General features: G+C 61.9%; 24 protein-coding genes. 9 read left to right on the plus strand and 15 right to left on the minus strand.

Annotated elements, in window-relative coordinates:
- The first annotated feature begins 38 nt into the window (after positions 1-38).
- The gene (locus N2A41_RS20465; protein WP_222279647.1) at positions 39-836 is read left to right on the plus strand and encodes a lysophospholipid acyltransferase family protein; all 798 of its coding nucleotides are present in this window, start codon (positions 39-41) and stop codon (positions 834-836) included.
- Between the two features lie 2 nt (positions 837-838).
- Here N2A41_RS20465 and N2A41_RS20470 read toward each other — a convergent pair whose 3' ends face one another.
- Positions 839-1,369: a gamma-glutamylcyclotransferase gene (locus N2A41_RS20470; protein ID WP_162116796.1), complete on the minus strand. Its 531-nt coding sequence runs from the start codon at positions 1,367-1,369 to the stop codon at positions 839-841.
- A gap of 51 nt (positions 1,370-1,420) precedes the next feature.
- On the opposite strand from N2A41_RS20470, the gene N2A41_RS20475 reads away from it, so the two are divergent.
- On the plus strand, positions 1,421-2,437 hold the full coding sequence (locus N2A41_RS20475) for a DUF2125 domain-containing protein (RefSeq protein ID WP_260109577.1): 1,017 nt from the start codon (positions 1,421-1,423) through the stop codon (positions 2,435-2,437).
- On the opposite strand, the gene N2A41_RS20480 is transcribed toward N2A41_RS20475, so the two are convergent.
- From N2A41_RS20480 to N2A41_RS20495, 4 genes are all read right to left on the minus strand, one after another.
- Positions 2,434-2,853 (minus strand): GNAT family N-acetyltransferase, encoded by a 420-nt coding sequence (locus tag N2A41_RS20480; RefSeq protein WP_222279651.1) that lies wholly within the window; start codon positions 2,851-2,853, stop codon positions 2,434-2,436. The two genes, N2A41_RS20475 and N2A41_RS20480, sit on opposite strands and share 4 nt — an antisense overlap.
- A gap of 8 nt (positions 2,854-2,861) precedes the next feature.
- Positions 2,862-3,785 carry a prephenate/arogenate dehydrogenase family protein gene (locus N2A41_RS20485; protein WP_018482773.1) on the minus strand — a complete coding sequence of 308 codons (924 nt, stop codon included), beginning with the start codon at positions 3,783-3,785 and terminating at the stop codon, positions 2,862-2,864.
- Positions 3,782-4,879, minus strand: a complete 1,098-nt coding sequence (gene hisC / locus N2A41_RS20490; protein WP_260109578.1) for a histidinol-phosphate transaminase — start codon at positions 4,877-4,879, stop codon at positions 3,782-3,784. The genes N2A41_RS20485 and hisC overlap by 4 nt, the downstream gene beginning before the upstream one ends.
- 223 nt (positions 4,880-5,102) lie before the next feature.
- Positions 5,103-5,894: a class I SAM-dependent methyltransferase gene (locus N2A41_RS20495; protein ID WP_162116800.1), complete on the minus strand. Its 792-nt coding sequence runs from the start codon at positions 5,892-5,894 to the stop codon at positions 5,103-5,105.
- 53 nt (positions 5,895-5,947) lie between these two features.
- Between N2A41_RS20495 and gloB the strand changes: the two genes are divergently transcribed.
- Both gloB and N2A41_RS20505 read left to right on the plus strand, forming a co-directional pair.
- A complete protein-coding gene (gloB, locus tag N2A41_RS20500; protein ID WP_170257065.1) occupies positions 5,948-6,718 on the plus strand; it encodes a hydroxyacylglutathione hydrolase in 771 nt (256 codons plus the stop codon).
- Positions 6,718-7,140, plus strand: coding sequence for a cupin domain-containing protein (locus N2A41_RS20505; RefSeq protein WP_168324669.1), 423 nt, complete (start codon positions 6,718-6,720; stop codon positions 7,138-7,140). The genes gloB and N2A41_RS20505 overlap by 1 nt, the downstream gene beginning before the upstream one ends.
- Before the next feature lie 113 nt (positions 7,141-7,253).
- Here the strand turns inward: N2A41_RS20505 and yddG are convergent, their stop codons facing one another.
- A complete protein-coding gene (yddG, locus tag N2A41_RS20510; RefSeq protein WP_260109579.1) occupies positions 7,254-8,144 on the minus strand; it encodes an aromatic amino acid exporter YddG in 891 nt (296 codons plus the stop codon).
- A gap of 30 nt (positions 8,145-8,174) precedes the next feature.
- On the minus strand, positions 8,175-8,957 hold the full coding sequence (locus N2A41_RS20515) for a DUF3108 domain-containing protein (RefSeq protein ID WP_162116804.1): 783 nt from the start codon (positions 8,955-8,957) through the stop codon (positions 8,175-8,177).
- Between the two features lie 242 nt (positions 8,958-9,199).
- Here N2A41_RS20515 and rpmB point away from each other — a divergent pair, with 242 nt between their 5' ends.
- Both rpmB and N2A41_RS20525 read left to right on the plus strand, forming a co-directional pair.
- Positions 9,200-9,496 carry a 50S ribosomal protein L28 gene (gene rpmB / locus N2A41_RS20520; RefSeq protein ID WP_003543341.1) on the plus strand — a complete coding sequence of 99 codons (297 nt, stop codon included), beginning with the start codon at positions 9,200-9,202 and terminating at the stop codon, positions 9,494-9,496.
- 111 nt (positions 9,497-9,607) lie between these two features.
- Positions 9,608-10,243, plus strand: a complete 636-nt coding sequence (locus N2A41_RS20525) for a VUT family protein (RefSeq protein WP_170257067.1) — start codon at positions 9,608-9,610, stop codon at positions 10,241-10,243.
- 6 nt (positions 10,244-10,249) lie between these two features.
- Here N2A41_RS20525 and N2A41_RS20530 read toward each other — a convergent pair whose 3' ends face one another.
- From N2A41_RS20530 to N2A41_RS20550, 5 genes are all read right to left on the minus strand, one after another.
- Positions 10,250-10,816 carry an ATP-binding protein gene (locus tag N2A41_RS20530; protein ID WP_222293066.1) on the minus strand — a complete coding sequence of 189 codons (567 nt, stop codon included), beginning with the start codon at positions 10,814-10,816 and terminating at the stop codon, positions 10,250-10,252.
- A gap of 58 nt (positions 10,817-10,874) precedes the next feature.
- Positions 10,875-11,897 (minus strand): esterase-like activity of phytase family protein, encoded by a 1,023-nt coding sequence (locus tag N2A41_RS20535; RefSeq protein WP_170257069.1) that lies wholly within the window; start codon positions 11,895-11,897, stop codon positions 10,875-10,877.
- Between the two features lie 13 nt (positions 11,898-11,910).
- Complete coding sequence (cobT, locus tag N2A41_RS20540; RefSeq protein WP_260109580.1) at positions 11,911-13,812, minus strand: cobaltochelatase subunit CobT; 1,902 nt, start codon at positions 13,810-13,812, stop codon at positions 11,911-11,913.
- Between the two features lie 12 nt (positions 13,813-13,824).
- Positions 13,825-14,817, minus strand: coding sequence for a cobaltochelatase subunit CobS (gene cobS / locus N2A41_RS20545; RefSeq protein WP_017966331.1), 993 nt, complete (start codon positions 14,815-14,817; stop codon positions 13,825-13,827).
- A 310-nt stretch (positions 14,818-15,127) separates the two neighbouring features.
- Entirely contained in the window at positions 15,128-15,745 is a 618-nt protein-coding gene (locus N2A41_RS20550) for a J domain-containing protein (RefSeq protein ID WP_017966330.1), read from the minus strand.
- Positions 15,746-15,847: 102 nt separating this feature from the next.
- Here N2A41_RS20550 and N2A41_RS20555 point away from each other — a divergent pair, with 102 nt between their 5' ends.
- Entirely contained in the window at positions 15,848-16,132 is a 285-nt protein-coding gene (locus N2A41_RS20555; protein WP_017966329.1) for a BolA family protein, read from the plus strand.
- A gap of 48 nt (positions 16,133-16,180) precedes the next feature.
- Here N2A41_RS20555 and N2A41_RS20560 read toward each other — a convergent pair whose 3' ends face one another.
- Genes N2A41_RS20560 through N2A41_RS20570 form a run of 3 tightly spaced genes read right to left on the minus strand, consistent with a single transcriptional unit; the run spans position 16,181 to position 19,208 of the window.
- The gene (locus N2A41_RS20560; protein ID WP_222279663.1) at positions 16,181-17,491 is read right to left on the minus strand and encodes an HlyC/CorC family transporter; all 1,311 of its coding nucleotides are present in this window, start codon (positions 17,489-17,491) and stop codon (positions 16,181-16,183) included.
- Positions 17,491-18,621 carry a 3-dehydroquinate synthase gene (gene aroB, locus N2A41_RS20565; protein ID WP_260109581.1) on the minus strand — a complete coding sequence of 377 codons (1,131 nt, stop codon included), beginning with the start codon at positions 18,619-18,621 and terminating at the stop codon, positions 17,491-17,493. The genes N2A41_RS20560 and aroB overlap by 1 nt, the downstream gene beginning before the upstream one ends.
- Positions 18,618-19,208: a shikimate kinase gene (locus N2A41_RS20570; protein ID WP_162116810.1), complete on the minus strand. Its 591-nt coding sequence runs from the start codon at positions 19,206-19,208 to the stop codon at positions 18,618-18,620. Before N2A41_RS20570 ends, aroB begins: the two co-directional genes overlap by 4 nt.
- Positions 19,209-19,356: 148 nt before the next feature.
- On the opposite strand from N2A41_RS20570, the gene N2A41_RS20575 reads away from it, so the two are divergent.
- Entirely contained in the window at positions 19,357-19,533 is a 177-nt protein-coding gene (locus tag N2A41_RS20575) for a hypothetical protein (RefSeq protein WP_017966325.1), read from the plus strand.
- 5 nt (positions 19,534-19,538) lie between these two features.
- Entirely contained in the window at positions 19,539-20,492 is a 954-nt protein-coding gene (gene xerD / locus N2A41_RS20580; RefSeq protein WP_260109582.1) for a site-specific tyrosine recombinase XerD, read from the plus strand.
- Positions 20,493-20,501: the final 9 nt, after the last annotated feature.

The following is a 20,501-nucleotide window of genomic DNA, read 5'->3' on the forward strand; positions in this document are numbered from 1 at the left end:
TGTAGGCCGGTCGCGTGAGCATGCCTCGGGAAAGTTTCATGATCGCCCTGCGTTCCGTTCTCTTCAACACGATCTTCTACGCCAATCTCATCATCCGGATGATCGTGCTCTCGCCCTATTATTTCGTGGTGCCGCGCAAAATCGCCTATGCGATCCCGAAGAACTGGGCGCGGTCCAACCACTGGCTGATGCGTGTGATCGTCGGCACCACCTTCGAGATCGAGGGCCTGGAGAACCTGCCTGACGGCAGTTACATCCTAGCGCCGAAGCACCAGTCTTTCTGGGATACCTACGCGCTGCTGCCCTGGCTGAAGGACCCAGTCTATATCCTGAAGCGCGAACTGATGTGGATTCCGCTCTTCGGCTGGTATGCGAAGAAGCAGCGCATGATCCCGGTCGATCGCGGCGCCCGTGGCAAGGTGATGGTGGAAGTGCTGAAACGCACGAAGGAAGAGCTTTCGACGGGCCGCCAGCTCATCATCTATCCCGAGGGCACTCGCCGTCCGCCGGGTGCGGAGCCGGTCTATAAATACGGCATAGCCCGCATGTACCGCGATCTTAATCTCCCCGTCGTTCCGGTCGCCATGCATCCCGGTCTCTTCTGGCCGCGGCGGAGCATCCGTCGTTATCCCGGCCATTTCAAGGTGAAGATCCTGCCGCCAATCATGCCCGGAATGGATCCGGACGCCTTTTTCGCCCATCTGATCGAGGTATTGGAGCGGGCAAGCGACGAGCTTCTGCTCGAAACCGTCGCGCAAAATCCGCATCTGCCGCTCCCGCCAACGGCGGTCGAAAGACTGATCGAGCTGCGCAAGCTGAACGCGACAACTGGCTGAGATCAGGCGGCGCGCAGCCGCTCCACTTCGTTGACGACCTGCTCCAGCCAATGGTCGCGAATGCCCATCTGCTTCAGATGCGCCAGCGTGTTGAAGACATAGGCATCATTCGGGCCTGACTGGCCTTTTGCTTCGTTCACCACCCGTGCCGCCGCAAGCGCATCGAGCGCGCCGGCATATTGTTCATGCTCGCGATCGATGATGTAGGCGACCGCTTCCACCCGGCGCCGGCCGGCAAGCTGCAGCCGCACCCGGCGCTCCAGATAGACATTGGTGACCAGCTCGCGGGCGCGGAGATAGTCGATCACATCTTCCCATTTTTCAGGCGAAATGCGGAAAGCCATGCCGCGGCAGGCGCCACCCCTGTCGAGGCCGAGAACCAGGCCCGGATTGTCGCGTGTGCCGCGATGGACAAAGGAGCGGACACAAAGCGAACGCCTGTAGCCGTAAACCAGAGCCTCTGCCCGCTCCATGAACTCGAAGCCCGGATTCCACATCAGCGAACCGTAGCCAAATACCCAAAATTCGTCCATATCGCACGCCAGACCGGGAATCACATTTGCGATTCACCATTGGAGAACATCATGGCAGCGTCAAGCCGATCCGGCAGCAGCCAATCCGGCAGCGGTAAGAAATTCTGGTTGCTGGGTGGAGGTATCCTCCTGGTGATCGCGCTTTATACCGGCGGCTGGTTCTATGCGGCGTCGGCATTGAAGACCACGGTGCTGAAGGCGATCGCGCCACGCGACCAGGCAGGCGTCAGCGGCGAATGCTCCGATATCGAATTCCGCGGCTATCCCTTCCGTATCGGCCTGTTCTGCTCGAAGATCGACGTCGACGACAATGTCAACGGCGTCTCCGCCACCTTCGGCGCGTTGCGCTCGGCAGCACAGGTCTATGCACCCGGCAAGATTGTCTGGGAACTCGATTCGCCGGCCGAAATCCGCACCAGCAACGGCCTTTCGATCTCGGCCCAATGGACGAACTTGCAGGCGAGTCTTGCAACCCGACTGCAGGGCATCGACCACAGCTCGACCGTCATCGAGGGTCTGAAGGCGATAGCCGTCTCCTCCTACACCGGCCAGACCATCAGCTTCGATGCCGTCCGCACCGAAATCCATCTGCGCCAGAACGGCGCCGATCTCGATGGCGCGATCTCCGTGCAGGATGCGAATACGGCGATCAAGGACTGGCCGCAGATCTTTCCAAAAATGTCTGCCAGCATCGATCTGACCATCGCCGGCAAGGCCGGCCTGATCGACGGCAGTGATCCGAACGGGCTCAATGGCGCCACCGGCAACCTGCGCCGCATCGTCGCCGACATCGGCGACGGCAAGGTGATGACGCTGACTGGCCCCTTCTCCTTTGACGAACGGGGTCTGCTCTCGGGAAAATTCAAGCTGGAGATCGAACAGCTCGGCCCCTGGGGCGACAGCCTGAAACAGGCCTTTCCGGATATCGCCTCGACCGTCAACACGGCGACAAAACTGCTGAAGTCGCTCGCCGGTGGCGGCGACAAGGTCTCTGTCGATCTCGTCGTCGATCGTGGCAATGCCACCGTCAGCGGTTTCATTCCGCTCGGCCGGATTCCGCCGATCTAGCCGATTCGCTTGATGAAGAAGACTTCCGGCACCGATTGCAGGCCGGGCAGCTCGATCGCGCCGGTTTCGCAAAATCCGTTGCGGCGGTGCCAGTCCTGAGGCCGGCTTTCGTCGCATTCGCTCGACGTCATCAGCAGGCGGAAGCCGTCGCCGCGCATGGCCTCTTCCCAGGCGAGAAACAGCGCCGTTCCAACGCCCGACCGGCGATGGCCGGGCAGAACGCGGATCATTTCCATATAGGGAACCCTGCCCCAGAAGCGGGAGAAGCGCAGGAAGCCGACAATCTCATCGGCCTCCCTGGCAACCAGATATTCGCCGAGCGCCACGCAACGCGATATCCACGCCTTACTGGCGCTGGCATCCTCGCGCACCAGCCAGTCGATATCCGCCGAGCCGGCGCGTGCCACCTCAACCATCGCGGTGGCTACTTCTTGTCCAGCGCGTGCCGGCCGAAATCAGGCGCGTCGACATCCTGGCCGGCCTGGACGATCGAACGGCGGATGGCGCGGGTGCGGGTGAAGAGTTCGAAAATCTTGTCGCCCTCGCCCCAGCGGATGGCGCGCTGCAGATAGGCGAGGTCCTCCGAGAAGCGCGCCAGCATTTCGAGGATCGCATCGCGGTTGTGCAGGCAAACATCACGCCACATGGTCGGGTCGGAGGCGGCGAGGCGGGTGAAATCACGAAAGCCAGAGGCGGAATATTTGATGACCTCAGACTCCGTCACCGTCTCCAGATCGTCGGCCGTGCCGACGATATTGTAAGCGATGATATGCGGCAGGTGCGAGACGATGGCGAGCACCTTGTCGTGATGCTCGGCATCCATTTCGTCGACCTTCGAGCCGAGCGCCTCCCAGAAGCTGCGCAGCCGCTTCAGCGCAGTCTCATCGGTATCCGCGACCGGCGTGAAGATGCACCAGCGGCCTTCGAAGAGGCCGGGGAAGCCGGCATCCGGGCCGGATTTCTCGGTACCTGCCAGCGGATGGCCGGGAATGAAATGCACATTATCCGGCATATGCGGTAGCATCTGTGCGATGACAGAAGCCTTTGTCGAACCGACATCGGTGACAACAGCCCCGGGCTTCAGGCTTCCAGAAATCTCCTTCGCCACACTTTCCGAAGCGCCGACTGGCACCGAGACGATCACCAGATCGGCATCCTTGACGGCATCCTGCGAGGACGTCGTGTAGCGGTCGCCGAGGCCGAGCTCTTCCGCACGCTTCAGCGTATCGGGGCTGCGCGTGGCGACGACGATCTCCCTTGCAAGACCAAGCCGTCTGATGTCGTAGGCAAGCGAAGAGCCGATCAGGCCGATGCCGATCAGCGCAATCCGATCGAACTGCACGCTCATGCCTGATGTCCCATGAATTCGGTGAGCGCGGCAATCACGCCGCGGTTGGCCTCTTCGGGGCCGATGCTCATGCGCAGCGCATTGGCGAAACCATAGCCGCGCACGGCGCGCAGGATGTAGCCGCGGCCCGTCAGGAAATCGTCGGCATCCGCGGCGCGCTTGCCGTCGATCTCGGGGAAATGAATGAGGATGAAATTGGCGACGGACGGCGTCACTTTCAGCCCGATCGCCTCGAGCGCCTGGGTGAGCGTCTCGACCCACAGCTGGTTGAAGGAAACCGCCTGCTGGATGAAGGCCTGGTCGCGGATGGCAGCGGCACCGGCAGCGATTGCCGGCGCGTTCAAGTTGAATGGTGCGCGCACCCGGTTCAGCGCGTCGACGATCTCGGCCGGCGCATACATCCAGCCGACGCGCAACGCCGCAAGACCATAGGCCTTCGAGAAGGTGCGGGTCATCACCACGTTGGCATTGGAGGATACGACCTCGATGCCGGCTTCATAATCGTTGCGGCGCACATATTCGGCATAGGCGGCATCGAGCACGAGGACGACATGTTTCGGCAGTCCGGCCTGCAGGCGGCGGATCTCGCTAACGGAAACATAGGTGCCTGTGGGGTTGCCGGGATTGGCGATGAAGACGATCTTCGTCCTCTCCGTCACCGCGGCAAGAATGGCATCGACGTCGACGGTATAGTCCCTCTCCTTGGCGACGACAGGCGTGGCACCCGCACCCAGGATCTGGATCTTGTAGACGAGGAAGCCGTGCTCGGTGATGATGCCCTCGTCGCCGGCGCCGAGATAGACATGGCAAAGCAGGCCGAGCAGCTCGTCGGAACCGTTGCCGCAGAGGATGTTTGCCGGATTGAGACCGTGCACGGCGGCGATTGCCTCGCGCAGTTCGATCGCCTGCCCGTCAGGATAACGCCCTAGATTGTCGGCAACCGCCTTGAAGGCTTCGATCGCCTTTGGGCTGGGGCCGAGCGGCGTTTCGTTGGACGAAAGCTTGTAGACGTGGGCGACGCCCGGCGCATGTTCCTTGCCCGGCACATAGGCTGCGATATCGAGAATACCGGGACGCGGAACGGGCTTGCTCATCTCAACGCTCATGGGTTCGACCTTGGAATTGCCGGAAATCCGGGCTGAAAAACACCAAGTGGCATTAAAGCGGAATGCGATTGTTGTCGAGAGCTACGGGCGTGTCACAAGCAGTTGGGGAACGCCGAGAGCGGCGTCACCTCCTGCATAATTCCTTAAATCGGAATCGATTTAAGGATAAAATTATGCAGCATTCAAAGTGCTACAACGTTCTTTGCGCGTCTCAAAAGACGCGCGGCGCTGTCGTGCGTGTGGTCGGCACGCCATGCGGTGCGAGAACCGGCACGAAAACGCGGCGCGAGGCCCGCGCCGCAACCGGCAGCCCCTGATAAAGCCGCTTCTGCGCCTCGACGATAATGACGCCTGAGAAGGCCGGCCATAGCGTTCGGCCGATCCGCTCGAAGGCGCGGCGAAGGCGCAATATGGCCCTGAGCTTCGAGGGCGGGAAGAACAGCGCTTCAGCCGTCGCGCCCGGGGTGAAATTCGTCTCGCGCAGCAGACTTGTCAGCTGACCGCGGGAATAGGGCCGGCCCGAACCGAAGGGCGTATGTTCCATCCGTGCCCAGACGCCGCGCCGGTTCGGCACGACGATGACCAGCCGCCCGCCCGGTGCCAGCACCCGCCAGAGCTCCTTCAGCGTCTCGCGCGGGCTTTCGGCGAATTCCAGCGAATGCACCATCAGCACCCGGTCGATCGAGGAATCCGGCAGCGGCAGTTCCTCGTCGAAAATCAGCGCCGTCGTCGAGAGCGAGCCCATCGGCCAGTTCACCGCGCCCTGCCCGGCCGGCATGAAGGCGAAGGTGCGTTCGGTATCGGCCTGGAAGCGGTCGAGGAAGGGCACGGCATAACCGAGGCCGACCAGACGCTCTTGCGGCAGCCGCACCCAGAGCGATGACAGCGCCATGGCGATCGACTGCTCGGCAAGACGTCCGAGCTCGGAGTGATAGAACTGGCGTAGGTCGACGATATCGGCGTGCATTGCGACAAATGTTATCAGCGGGCGGTTGGACTTCAAGGCCGGAACCTCTACATTTCCGCGAGACTCCTGGGATAAGGGATTATTGAACGATGAAACCTTTGGAATTAGACGTTTTTCTCTGCCGCACCGACAATTTCGGCGTTCTCGTGCACGATCCGGAGACAGGCTTTACCGCGGCGATCGATGCACCGGAAGAGGCGCCGATCCTGGAAGCGGCGACACGTCGCGGCTGGAAGATCACCCATATCTTCACCACTCATCATCACACCGACCATGTCACTGCCAACCTGGCGCTGAAGGAGCAGTTCGGCTGCGAGATCATCGGCCCGATCAACGAGGCCATCGCCATTCCCGGCCTCGATCGGGCGATGGCCGATGGCGACAGCTTCCTTTTCGGCGATCACACGGTCAACGTCATCGAGACGCCCGGCCACACCGCCGGCCACATCTGCTATCACTTCGTCGACGATAAGCTGCTGTTTGCCGCCGACACGCTGTTTGCGCTCGGCTGCGGCCGGCTGTTCGAACGCCCTGCCGCCGATATGTGGCATTCCCTGCAGAAACTCGCCGTGCTGCCCGATGAAACCGCCGTTTATTTCGGCCATGAATACACATTGTCCAATGCCCGTTTCGCACTGACCGTCGATCCGGACAATGAGCGCCTCAAGAGTCGCGCCGCCGAGATCGAAGCCTTGCGCGCCGACGGCAAATTCACCATCCCGACGACATTGGGGCTGGAAAAGGAAACCAACCCGTTCCTGCGCGCCGCCGATCCGGCGATCCGCCGCAATCTGCTGATGGAAGGCAAGACGAACGAGGAAGTCTTTGCCGAGATCCGCAAGCGCAAGGACCATTTCTGATGTCGCCCGAGGACATCATCCGCGAACTCGGCATGCAGCCGCATCCTGAAGGTGGTTGGTACGTGCAGACATTCCGCGATACGGCGGGCGGGGAACGCGGCCATTCGACGGCGATCTATTATCTGCTGACCAGGGGACAGCGTTCGCATTGGCATCGCGTTCATGACGCGGCGGAGGTCTGGCATTATTACGCCGGCGCGCCGCTCTCGCTGCACCGCTCGGAAGACGGAACGGCAAGCGAGACCCTGACGCTTGGAACGAATCTTCCTGCCGGCGAGCGGCCGCAGGCGATCATTCCCGCCAATTGGTGGCAATCGGCCGAAACCCTCGGCGATTTCACCCTGGTCGGCTGCACCGTCTCTCCCGGCTTCGAATTTTCGAGCTTCGAGATGGCGCCGCCCGATTGGAAGCCCGGCGGCTAGAGCATGATGCCGAAAAGTGTGAGCGGTTTTCGGGTAACATCATGCTCCAACTATCTAATTTAGAGCAGGATGATTTTAGGCCTGGTCGGCCTAAAATCATCCTGTTCTAAGACCTACTCCGCCGCAGCAGGCTGCGCCCGGCTCTTGCGGCGCAACATCTCCTGGGCGGCGAGCACCGCCCCGCCGGTGACGAGCAGACAGGCAAGGGCGATGCGCCAGTTCGGCTCGGCATATCCGAACAGCACCAGAATCAGTGTCGATAGCAGTGGTGCTGCGTAACTGGCCGCGCCGAGGATCTGGATATCGCCGTTCTTGACGCCGTAATCCCAGGCGTAGAAGGCAGCCCCGACCGGAAAGAGCCCGAGCCCGGCGACGGCGACCCACTCGAAACCCGTTGCCGGCCAGACGGTCGTCTCCAGTCCGAGATGGCAGAAGAACGACAGGATGGAGGTCGCAAGGCAGAAGCCGGTGACGACATCCGTGGAGACGGCGACGAAGCGCCGCGTCAGCAGCGAATAGCCGGACCATGTGAAGGCGCAGAGAACGGCAGCCCCGTAACCGATGGCATAGGCGCCGTCGAAATCGATGCCGTTGCGGCTAACGATCAGGAAGGTGCCGCAAAGTCCGGCAAGCGCACCCGCCACATGATACCAGCGCAGCCGTTCGCCCGGCAGCAGCGCCGAACCGACGACGATCAGCAGCGGCCAGAGATAGGCAATCAGCCCCGCCTCCACCGCCGGTGCGTTCCGGAGCGCGGTGAAGTAGAGGAAATGATAGCCGAACAGCCCCGCAATGCCTGTTATCCAAACCTTGGCCGGCTGCTTCAGCAGCGCTAGCCGCGAAGGATTGAGGATAAGCACCACAAGGCCGGGAATGCTACCGATCGCAAAGCAGATGGCCGAAAGCTGGAATGGCGGCATCTTGCCGGAGGCGGCTGTGAACAACGCCAGAAACGACCACATCAGAATGGCCGTAAAACCGATCAACGTCGCGCGAAGCTTCACCTGTCCCCCTTCACGGAGGCAGAAGCCCCGTCAGCTGTTGCTGCCGTATTTGACGGCAGTGATCGTCACCATTCCATATTCTGTTGGAATGCGCACATAGACAGGAGCGTATACATTTGCCGCGTCCGACTTGGCAAACCAGATTTCCATCCGGTTGCTCTTGCTGAGATAGTCGATGTCCTTGCGGCCCTTCTTGTAGCCCGAGCGCGGCACGAAGCGCACGCTGCAGACGGTTGCCTTGCCCTTGAAGCCATTGGTGGAAAAATCCTCATCGCCCTTCGGCGACAGCACCAAATCCATGCGCGTCTCGCCGTCGAAGATCGGCAGCGTCTGCGAGCAGACCTTGGTATCGCCGGTGAAGACCAGGCCGGAGATCGGGTCGAGCACCGAGCGCATGTCGCGCGGTGTGACGTCGATCCAGTTCTTCGGACGCTTCGGCGCCGGTGTCGTCGTCGCCGAGATGATATTGCCGTTGCGGTAGCTGACCTCGTAGACGCGGGCCTTCTTCTTGCCGCTCTTGTAGTAGAGCGAATATTTCTGCGCCTGCAGTCTGTCATTGCGCACGACACCGGTGACGCTGGTCTTTGCCGAAATCGTCGTGACGAGATCGGCAAGACCGGCGGAATTGATGTCGCCGGCGATCTTGTAACTGTGATCGTCCTCGATCTGCGTCAGGAACGCTGCGCGCGCGATCGGCAGGCCGGCGAGCGCCACCCGGTATTCCGTCCGATGCTGGATTTCGGCCGCCGATGCCGGTATGGCAAGGAGCGCGGCAATGGCCGAAATGAAAATCCGTCTGCCCGAATGAGCCATGAATCAAGCCTTGTCTTGCCGCGCGCCGGCAGCTCTTGTTAAGCGCTCTATACTCCTGCCGCGAAGGGAAGAAAACAGCAGCTTTTTGACAGAATTGCGGGAAAGGCCAAGGTTTGGCTTGACGCGAGCAGCCTGTCTGACTATAGAACCGCAACTTTCCAATCATGCCCGTTGGATTGCGCGCCTGGCTTTGCCGGGAATGGCAATTCGATGGCCCGAGAAAAAACAAGAATAGGTGTTCCATGTCCCGCGTGTGCGAATTGACCGGCAAGGCCGTCCTGACTGGTAACAATGTCAGCCATGCCAACAACAAGACCAAGCGCCGGTTCCTGCCGAACCTGTGCCAGGTCACGCTGATTTCCGACGCTCTCAACCAGCGTTACCGTCTTCGCGTTTCGGCTGCCGCTCTTCGCACCGTCGAGCATCGTGGCGGCCTCGATGCCTTCCTGCTGAAGGCCAGCGAAAACGAACTGTCGATGCGCGCCCGTCTGCTGCGCCGTCAGATCGCCAAGAAGACCGCCGAAGCCGCTGCTGCGTAAGCTTCTGCCCTTCTTTCATACGGCTTCAAAAGGCTTGAACGGATAAAACCGGACAAGCCTTTTGCTTTGCCGGTCCGTCTCTCCAACTGGTGGCATCACCCAGGATAAAAAATGCTGAAGACCCGCTCTACCATTGCCTATGTCGCGCTGATGACGCTCGTCGTCGTCGCCTCCAACTTTCTCGTCCAGTTTCCGCTGAACGCCGAAGTCGCCGGCATCAACCTCGCCGACATCCTGACCTGGGGCGCCTTCTCCTATCCGATCGCCTTCCTGATCACCGATCTGACCAATCGTCAGTTCGGCCCGCAGGCAGCCCGCAAGGTCGTCTTTGCCGGCTTCGTCGTCGGCGTGACGCTCTCCTTCTTCACTTCGGTGCCGCGCATCGCCATAGCCTCCGGCTCGGCCTATCTCGCCGGCCAGCTGCTCGATATCGCCGTCTTCAACCGCCTTCGCCGTCAGGCCTGGTGGCGCGCCCCACTGGTCGGCTCGCTGATCGGCTCGGCGCTCGATACGGTGATGTTCTTTTCGCTTTCCTTCGCCGCGTTTTTCGTCCTCCTCGGCCCCAACGATCCCTTTGCGCTCGAAGCAGCCCCCGTCCTCGGCGTCTTCGCCACGGAGGCTCCGCGCTGGATTTCCTGGGCGATCGGCGATTTCGCCGTGAAGATGATCGTCGGCCTCGTCATGCTGCTGCCCTATGGCGCGCTGATGAACGTGCTGCGGCCGATGCAGGCCGCTCGCGCCAGCTAATTGAAGTTACCGACGCCGCCGGATCGCACCGGCGGCGATGGCCGGGTGCAGCAGCACCTCTGCCGCCAGATCGTCGATACCTAGCGATGAATCGAGCCGCAGCACCGGCACTGTCTGCGTTTCCAGCCATTGCTCATGTGCCGCAAGGCTGCGGCGTTCGGGGCCGGCCGTATCGTAGCTCGCCGCCCATTCCAGAAACTCCCCGCTCTTGACGGCCATGTCGCCGCCGGGCCTGATTCTGTTTCCGTATCGGGCAATCTCCCGCGTGAGGATGCGCGTCATTCTAAGCTCCGGATCGATCCTGAGGAACACGATCAGATCGTAGAGTGGCTCAATCGGCCCTCCCCATTTCAGCGCCGATCCGGAGAGAACCCAGCCTTCATGCCGCGCCACCTCATCGAGCAGCAGCCTGATGCGGTCGTCGGCATCCCTCGGCGTCGTGAACGGCGGATCGGTCGGCAGCCAGAAGAAATCGTCGGTGTCGAGATGGGCAATATCGAGCTTCTGGGCGAGCACAAGGCCGAGCGATGTGGTGCCGGAACCGGACGCGCCCATAACGTGAATATGCACCATGATTTCCTCCGCAGGCCAGCCACCGATGCCGCGGGTGGGATAGCCGCGACCTATGACATCAGTTTGACGCTTTGTGTTCGGCCTGTTCGGAAAGCCGGAACTCCAGCATCAGATTGCGCTGCAGGATCGAATGATTGTCGTCCGACACCAGGATGATATGGGTGGTGCCGTCTGCGGCCTGAAAGGCATCGAGCCCTTCCATATTGTCGATCTGCGAGTTGAAATTGCCTTCCAGCAGCAATTCGCCGTCAACAATGGCGCCGGGCCTGATATCGGCACCCTTGATGCGCCGAAGACGCATGCCGATGCCTTCGGCCATGTTGAAGCGGCGCTCCAGCAGCAGCAGGTCGCCGTTCGGCAGGAAAGCACCATCGGTGATGTCGAAGCTGCCGTCCCGCTCGACCGAGAAACGCCCTTTCAGCGGCCCGCTGAGAATGGCCGCCAACCGGTTGCCGTCGCTGTCGAGACCGCGTTCGGTGACGATGACCACACCGCCCCGCAGCGGGCTGGATGCCGGCGCCACGGCGATAGTCTCGATGCCGCGGTTGTCGTTCAGCATCTTCCGCGGGATAATAATCGGCAGAGTGGCGATCGCTCCCGAGCCGGTAAAGCCAGGATCGGGATAGATATCGACGCGATGATCCTGCTCGAAGGAGACCAGAATCCGGTCGCCGTCGAGTGCCAGGCCCTCGGCATCCATATGTCCCTTGCCCTCGAAGCTGCGCCCGGCGCTGTTCTTCATCGGCGTGATCTCGACATCCGAGAGACCCGAAAGCCTACCCTTGACGTCACGCTCGATGCCGCCGGTCAGCCACTGGCCGGTATCGAGCGCAACGACGAAATGTTTCTGGTCCTGCCGGAAACGGATGGAGGAGAGCGAGCCGAACAGCGCTCTGCTGGAGACCATCTCCAGCCCACCGAGAAATTCCAGCGAGCCGAATGTCGTCTCCGAAGAGCCGATCCTGAAATCGGAGATTTGCCGGCTAATGACCGGCACGTCGTCGCCGGCCCATGACGAGGAAGCGCCGGCTGCGAGGCAAAGAGCGATCGACGCCGCACGGCAGAGGCGCTTGACCGTCATTCTTCCAGCGGCGTCAGCCGGCACGGCGTATCCGGCCGCCGCGCGGCTGGACGGATTGGTCCTCGAACAGCGAGGCAAGCTGCTCGGTCATCGCACCGGCAAGTTCGTCCGCATCGACGATCGTCACGGCGCGGCGATAGTAGCGCGTCACGTCGTGACCGATGCCGATCGCCAGCAGTTCGACAGGCGAACGCGTCTCGATCTGCTCGATAACGGCGCGCAGGTGCCGCTCCAGATAATTGCCCGGATTGACCGACAGCGTCGAATCGTCGACCGGCGCGCCGTCCGAGATCATCATCAGGATGCGGCGCTGCTCGCGGCGTGCAAGCAGACGATTATGCGCCCAGATCAGCGCCTCGCCGTCGATATTTTCCTTGAGCAGACCCTCGCGCATCATCAGCCCGAGATTAGCGCGTGCCCGCCGCCACGGCGCGTCGGCCGATTTGTAGATGATATGGCGCAGGTCGTTGAGGCGGCCCGGCGTTTGCGGCTTGCCGCCGGCAAGCCAGTTTTCACGCGCCTGCCCGCCCTTCCAGGCCTTCGTCGTAAAGCCGAGGATCTCGACCTTGACGCCGCAGCGCTCCAGCGTGCGCGCGAGAATGTCGGCGCAGGTGGCGGCCACCGTGATCGGCCGGCCGCGCATCGAGCCGGAATTGTCGATGAGCAGGGTGACGACGGTGTCGCGGAACTGGGTGTCGCGCTCCATCTTGAAGGAAAGAGCCTGCATCGGATCGATGATGATGCGCTGCAGCCGGGCCGGATCGAGATAGCCCTCTTCCAAATCGAAATCCCAGGAGCGGTTCTGCTGCGCCATCAGGCGGCGCTGCAGCCGGTTGGCGAGACGGCCGACGGCACCTTGCAGATGCGCCAGCTGCTTGTCGAGGAAGGCGCGCAGGCGCTCCAGCTCGGCAGCGTCGCAAAGTTCCTCGGCGGTGATGATCTCGTCGAACTCTTCGGTAAAGACGTGATAATCGACCTTCTCGTTGAAATCGGCGAAGGGCGTATTTGGACGGCGGGTCTCGCCCGGCGTTTCCGAATCGTCCTCGCCCTCTTCCATCATGTCGTCGTCGGAGATTTCGGCGCCTTCGGTCTCGCCGTCCTCCATCTGCTCGTCGGCGACCTCGCTGTCCTCGACAGGGGCGGCATCCGTGCCGGCATGCTCGTCGACCTCGTCCTGATCCTGCTCGTCGCCGCTCGACTGGTCTTCCTGCTCCGACTGGTCGTCATTGTCGGCATCGCTGTCGTCGTCGCCGTATTCCTCGGCCATTTCCATGGCCGACAGCATGTTGCGGATAACCTTGGCGAAGGCCTGCTGGTCGTTGATCGCGCTCGACAGATTATCGAGTTCGGACCCTGCCTTGTCTTCGATGAAGCCCCGCCAGAGGTCGAGCACCTTGCCGGCGGTTTCAGGCGGGCGCTGGCCGGTCAGCTTCTCGCGCACCATCATCGCAACGGCTTCGCCGACCGGTGCGTCTTCCTGGCGCTCGATGCCGGTGAAATTCGCCTTGGAATATTTCTCTTCCGTCATGGAGCGCAGGTTCGACGCCATGCCCTCCATGCGCAGCGCGCCGATCGATTCGACGCGCGCCTGCTCGACAACATCGAAGATCGCCCGGGCGTCCGAGCCCTGCGGCGCCATCGTCGTGTGCACTTTCTCGTCATGGCAGGCAAGGCGCAACGCCATCGAATCACCGAGCCCGCGGGTGACCGCCAGCTCATGCGCCGTCGGCCGCTTGGAAAGTTCCGGCAGCCGGATGCGCTCGCCGGTCATCCCCGGCCGTTCATTGGCAAAGGTCACCTCGACATCGCCGTCGCCGGCGATCGAGCGCACGCAGCCGGTTATAGCCCGGCGCAGTGGCTCGACGTCGACAGGCGCGCCGGGCTTTGCTTTCGAATTGTCACCGCGAGCTGCCATGATCGGTCGGTCTCAAGCTCCGAGAACGATGTTGGCGGCACTTTCCTTCAGCTCGACGCCGAAGGCGCGCTGATAGTGCTCGGCGACCAGCGGACGCTCCAGCTCGTCGCACTTGTTGAGGAAGGTGACGCGGAAGGCGAAGGCCAGATCGCCGAAAATGTCGGCGTTTTCGGCCCAGGTGATGACGGTGCGTGGGCTCATGACTGTGGACAGATCACCGTTCATGAAGGCGGCGCGCGTCAGGTCGGCGACACGAACCATCTTCGAAACGGTCTCACGGCCGCCCTTGTCTTTGCCGAAGCTCTTCACCTTGGCGGCGACGATATTCACTTCGTGATCATGCGGCAGGTAGTTCAGCGTCGTGACGATCGACCAGCGGTCCATCTGCGCCTGGTTGATCTGCTGCGTGCCGTGATAGAGGCCGGTTGTGTCGCCGAGGCCGATCGTATTGGCGGTCGCAAACAGGCGGAAGGCCGGGTGCGGCCGGATGACGCGGCTCTGATCGAGCAGCGTCAGCCGGCCGGAGGATTCGAGCACGCGCTGGATGACGAACATCACATCGGGACGGCCGGCATCATATTCGTCGAAGACGAGCGCGACATTGTGCTGATAGGCCCAGGGCAGGATGCCGTCCTTGAATTCGGTGACCTGCAGTCCGTCCTTGACGACGATCGCATCCTTGCCGACCAGATCGATACGGCTGACATGGCTGTCGAGGTTGATGCGCACGCAAGGCCAGTTGAGCCGCGCCGCCACCTGCTCAATATGCGACGACTTGCCCGTGCCGTGATAGCCGGAGATCATCACGCGGCGGTTATGGGCGAAGCCTGCGAGAATGGCGAGCGTCGTGTCGCGGTCGAAAAGGTAGTCGGTATCGAGGTCCGGCACATAGGCGTCGCCCTTGCTGTAGGCGGGAACGCGGATGTCGGAATCGATACCGAAGACCTCTCGGACCGAAACGGTGGTATCGGGCAGTTCTGATATATCCAGGTCGATCTTGCTCATCATGTCTCCAAGGCGGGTGCTGCCACCCGGCCATACTGTCTCAGGCCATGTCGCAACCCAGACGCCGCGTTTTTTATTCCGCGCCCGTCCAGGTCGGAACGTCGGCGATACTTCTCCGGGACTGAAACGAAACCTCGGCGGGATAATGACCGCGTGCGAGCATTCTTGAAAGAGTCCCAGACAAGAAACGCCGCGTCCGGAAGGTCGGCGGAGGCGATGTCGGGAAAACGCACAAATATAAGCCGCGTTTGCCTGCGGCCTCAGCCGATTTGGACCATACCCGATTGAAGCCCAAGAGCAAGGACGGGAATTAACAAAAACCGTTCTGCTTCAACAATTGATAGGCCTGTATGACGGCGCGAAAACGCTCCTCCGAGCCACGGTCACCGCCATTGGCATCCGGATGGTGTTTCTTCACCAGTTCCTTGTAGCGGCTCTTGATCTCCGCCGACGTCGCATTGGCGTCGAGGGCCATCGTTTCGAAGGCCTTGGTTTCCAGCGATTTCAGCTTGCGCGCCTGGGGGAAACGCGGTCCGCTGCCCTTGCCGCCTTCCTTGACGAAGCCGAAGGGATCGCGAACGCGGGTATAGGCGCCGGAGCGGATCTCCGAATGCAGCGGACTGTCCTTCGCCGCCTTGTTGACGCCGACCGTCCATGTCGGCCGGTGGCCGGTGATCGCCTCTTTCTGGTATCGCGCGATCTCGCCGTCCGAAAGACCGGAGAAATAATTGTAGCCCTTGTTGTATTCCTTGACGTGCTCGAAACAGAACAAGAAGAACTGGCCTTCCGCATTGCGGCCGACCGGAGCGCGATGCGCCCCCTTCTTGTCGCACCCGTCCCATTGACAGGTAGGCGGCGCCTGCTCTGTCTCCGGCTCGCGTTTGCGGCGTGTTCGGATGCGATCGAAATATTTGGAATCAAGTCTCATGACGGCGCTAATTATGGGGCTGTCGCGAAGCGACAACAAGAATTGACAAACGGGAATGTTACAGGCTTGGTAGGAACCCTTTTCGCGAACCAGCAAGACCGGATGATGACCCTGCGAACCCGCATCGAAGAAAAACTTATCAAAGCCTTCGCGCCCGAACGCCTGAGCGTCATCGACGAAAGCCATCTGCATGCCGGCCACCAGCCTGATATCACGGGCACCGGCGAAACCCATATGCGGGTGAGGATCGTTTCCGGAAAATTCGCCGGCATGTCGCGGCTGGCGCGCCACCGGGCAATCACCGACCTGTTGAAACCGGAGCTCGATGCCGGCCTGCATGCGCTGGCCGTCGAACCGGCTGCACCTGATGAACCGACCCGCTGGTAGCGGCACGCAAGCCCATATAGGCGTTGGCCGTCCAAGATCCAAGCGGAATCAGCCTGGCTTCGCGCCGTCTTCTCCAGCCGGGCGGATGCGCAGCTTGGTGATGCGGTTCTTTTCCCGCTTCATGACGACGAAACGCTTGCCGTAGAAGGTGAAGGCTTGACGCTCTTCCGGGATGGTCATCGATTCGTGGATGACGAGGCCGGCGATCGTCGTCGCCTCCTCGTCGGGCAGATTCCAGTCGAGCGCCCGGTTCAGGTCGCGGATCGGCACGCCGCCATCGACGACGACGGAACCGTCAGCCTCCTGACGCACGCCCTGTATCTCGATATCGTGCTCGTCGGAAATATCGCCGACGATTTCCTCGAGAATATCCTCCAGCGTGACGATGCCCTGCACCTCGCCATATTCGTCGACGACGACGGCGAAATGCTGCTTGCGCCGCAGGAAGGCGTTGAGCTGGTCCTCGAGGTTGGTGCTGTCGGGCACGAACCACGGCTTCTGCGCGATCTTCACGATATCGAGGTTCTGCGGCTCCATGTTCGGCTCGGCAAGCGCCCGCAGCAGGTCCTTGGCATGGACGACGCCGATGATGTTGTCGATCGTGCCGCGCCACAACGGCATGCGCGTATACGGGCTTTCGAGGATGACGCGCACCACCGCTTCCGGCGGATCGTCGGCGTTGATCGCCCGCATTGCGGTGCGATGGACCATGATGTCCGAGAGTTCCAGCTCGCTGAGATCGAGCACGCCGCCGAGACGGTCGCGGTCGGCCTTGACCACCGATCCCTCGCGGTGGAGCAGATCGACGGCGCCGCGCAGCTCTTCATGCGCCGTCAGCATCGATATCTCGCGTGAGAGATTGATGCCGAACAGCGAAAGAATCTGCCGCACGATCGCATTGACAAAGGAGGAAACCGGGCCGACGACGGCAACGAACAGCCTGGCCGGCAGCGCGATAGCGAGTGCGAAACGCTCGGGCGCTGAAATCGCCCAGCTCTTCGGCAGCACTTCGGCGAAGATGACCAGGATGACGGTCATCGCGAGCGTCGCCAGTGCCACCCCGGAACTGCCGAACAGTCCGAGGAAGAGGCTGGTGGCGATCGAGGAGGACAGGATATTGGCGAGATTGTTGCCGATGAGCAGCGCACCGATCAACCGATCGCGCCGTTCGATCAACTGCCGAACGAGGCCGGCGCGGTCGTCGCCGTTGGCCTCAAGCGTATGGATACGGCTGCGCGAAACGGCGGTCAGCGCCGTCTCCGAGCCGGAAAAGAAGGCGGACATCAGCACCAGCGCCGTAATCGAAAGGATCTCCGGCCAGTATGTCGCGAGAAATGCCAGAGTGCCTTCGACCGTCATCAGGCGTGTTTTTCCCGGAGAAAGCTGATCACTTCGGACGCCGGAACGTCGTCGGCGACGAAGGACTGGCCGATGCCGCGCGTCAGGATGAAGGTGAGCTTGCCGCCCTTGACCTTCTTGTCCTGGGCGATCGCGTCCATCAGCGTTTCGGCCGGCGGCAGGTCGCCCGGAATGTCGGAGATGCGGGTCGGCAGGCCGACCTCCTTCAGATGCCGCTCGACGCGGCGCGCATCGTCAGGGCTTGCAAGGTTCATCCGTGCGGAGAATTCGTGCGCCAGCACCATGCCGATCGAAACGCCCTCGCCATGCACGAGGCGGGAACTGTCATAAGCAGTCGCCGCTTCCAGCGCGTGGCCGAAGGTATGCCCGAGATTGAGCAGCGCCCGCGGACCATTCTCGCGCTCGTCGGCAACGACGACGTCGGCCTTCGCCTGGCAGCTCGCGGCAATCGCCTCGATGCGCGCGGAACCGCCTGTAAAAACCGCCTTCCAGTTCGCTTCCAGCCAGGCAAAGAAATCCGGCTTGTCGATCAGCCCGTATTTCGCGACCTCGGCGTAGCCTGCGCGGAATTCGCGCGCGCTCAGCGAATTCAGCACATCCGTATCGGCCAGAACCAGGTCCGGCTGGTGGAACACGCCGATCAGGTTCTTGCCGTGGCGGGAATTGATGCCGGTCTTGCCGCCGACGGAGGAATCGACCTGCGACAAAAGCGAGGTCGGCACCTGGACGAAACGCACGCCGCGGCGGATGATCCCGGCCGCAAATCCGGAAAGATCGCCGATGACGCCGCCACCGAGCGCGATGACGTAATCGTTGCGCTCGACGCGGGCTTCGAGCACCTTGTCGCAGACCGTGATCAGATGCTCGAAGCTCTTGGTCTTCTCGCCGGCCGGCAGGACGACCTCAGCCGAGGCGATCCCCGCTTCCTCCAGACTTGCGACAAGGGCTTTGAGATAGAGTGGTGCGACATTTTCGTCGGTGATAACAGCCGCCTTGCGGCCCTTGAGCCGGGAGGCGATCTCGGCGCCGGCCCGCGCAATCAGCCCCGGCCCGATCAGTATGTCGTAGGAGCGCTCGCCGAGCGGCACATGCACCGTTCGGATGGCGGAGGCGGAGGTTATCGCATTCATGACGCTGCACTTTCCTTCTGAGCTTCGATCAAGGCCTTCAACACCTCGTCGGCCATGATTTCCTTGCGCACATCGCGCGAAAGCACGGTCAGATCGGCCTGCGCATAGATCGGATAACGCGCATTCATCAGGCCCTCGAGCGTCTGCTTCGGGTTTTCGGTCTTGAGCAGCGGCCGCGTGTCGCGCTTGGCGACCCGGTCCCAGAGCACGTCGAGATCGGCCTTCAACCAGACGGAAAGGCCGCCCTTCTTGATATGTCTGCGCGTCCGGTCGTTGATGAAGGCGCCACCTCCGGTGGAGACGACCCGCGGCCCGCTCTTCAGCAACCGCTTCATCACCCGCGCTTCCAGCGCCCGGAATTCCTGCTCGCCATAGGCGGCGAAAAGCTCGGCGATCGTCATGCGCGAAACCCGCTCGATCTCGAGATCGCTGTCGATGAAGGGAATGGCGAGCTGGTTGGCGACGATGCGCCCGACGGAGGATTTTCCGGCGCCCATCAGGCCGACAAGGATCAGATTGCGTGAACCGAGCGCGGCGCGAGCTCTGTCTTTCAAGCTGTCAGCAACGGTCAGCAGTTGTTCACTCATCGGTCCATTCACACTTTGTTTGCAAACGGTATCGACAAATGCAGGTGGAGCGTCAAGTCGCGGACAAGGGAATCATGGCGTGAATACCGCTTCTTGCACTTGCAGATAGGCTTCTTATAACAGAAGCAGAGCATGAAGGAGTTGCTTAATGCCGACCCTGTTCCGTTTCCTGTTCGTCTGCGCGATCCTCGCCGGGACGGTCTACGGAGCGATGCTGGCGCTTGTGACCTTCGTCGAGCCCGAGCCGCGCGACGTGACGATCCGCATTCCGTCCGAGCGGGTCAATCCGCCCGCAACGGGCGCGATCAACACGACCAGGAAGTGACCGGCATGGTGGATCTCGGCCGCGTCCATGTGGAATCCTTCCTGGAGATGATGAGCGCCGAGCGGGGTGCTGCCGCCAACACGCTGCAATCCTATGAACGCGATCTCGACGATATCAGATCCTTCCTGAAGGAGCGCAGCATACGGCTCACCGAAGCCGCCTCCGCCGATCTCGCCGCCTATCTCTCCTCACTCGCCCGAAAGGGCTTCAAACCCTCCTCCCAGGCGCGCCGGCTTGCGGCCATGCGGCAGTTCTACAAGTTTCTCTACGCCGAGGGCCTGAGGACCGACGACCCCACAGGCATTCTCGACGCGCCGAAGAAGGGCCGTCCGCTGCCGAAGACGATGGGCGTCGAGGAGGTCGGCAGGTTGCTTTCGCAGGCCGAGGCCGAAGCCGATGATGCGGCTCCGGGCCAGCTGCAGCGCCTGCGCATGCTGGCGCTGCTGGAACTGCTCTATGCCACCGGCATGCGTGTCAGCGAACTTGTCTCGCTTCCAGCCCGTGTGCTCGATCAGGAAGGCCGTTTCCTGATGATCCGCGGCAAGGGCAACAAGGAGCGGCTGGTGCCGCTGTCGCAATCGGCGATATCGGCGCTGAAATCCTACGGCCGCCGGCTGGCGAGCGAAAATGCAGCAGTGAAGGAGCCGCAGGAAAGCCCCTGGCTGTTTCCCTCCGCCTCGAAGGAGGGATATCTGCCGCGCCAGGTTTTCGCCCGCGACCTCAAGAACCTGGCAATCCGCGCCGGCCTGACGCCGTCGCTGATCTCGCCGCATGTCATGCGCCACGCCTTTGCCAGCCACCTGCTGGCCAACGGCGCCGATCTGCGCGTCGTACAGGAACTCCTCGGCCATTCGGACATTTCGACCACGCAGATCTACACCCATGTCCTCGAAGAGAGGCTGCAGCAGCTTGTCCAGACGCATCACCCCCTTGCCAAACAGGCGAAAAAGCACGAATAGGACCGGCGA

This window comes from Rhizobium sp. SRDI969 (genome assembly GCF_025152725.1).
Classification (GTDB): domain Bacteria; phylum Pseudomonadota; class Alphaproteobacteria; order Rhizobiales; family Rhizobiaceae; genus Rhizobium; species Rhizobium leguminosarum_I.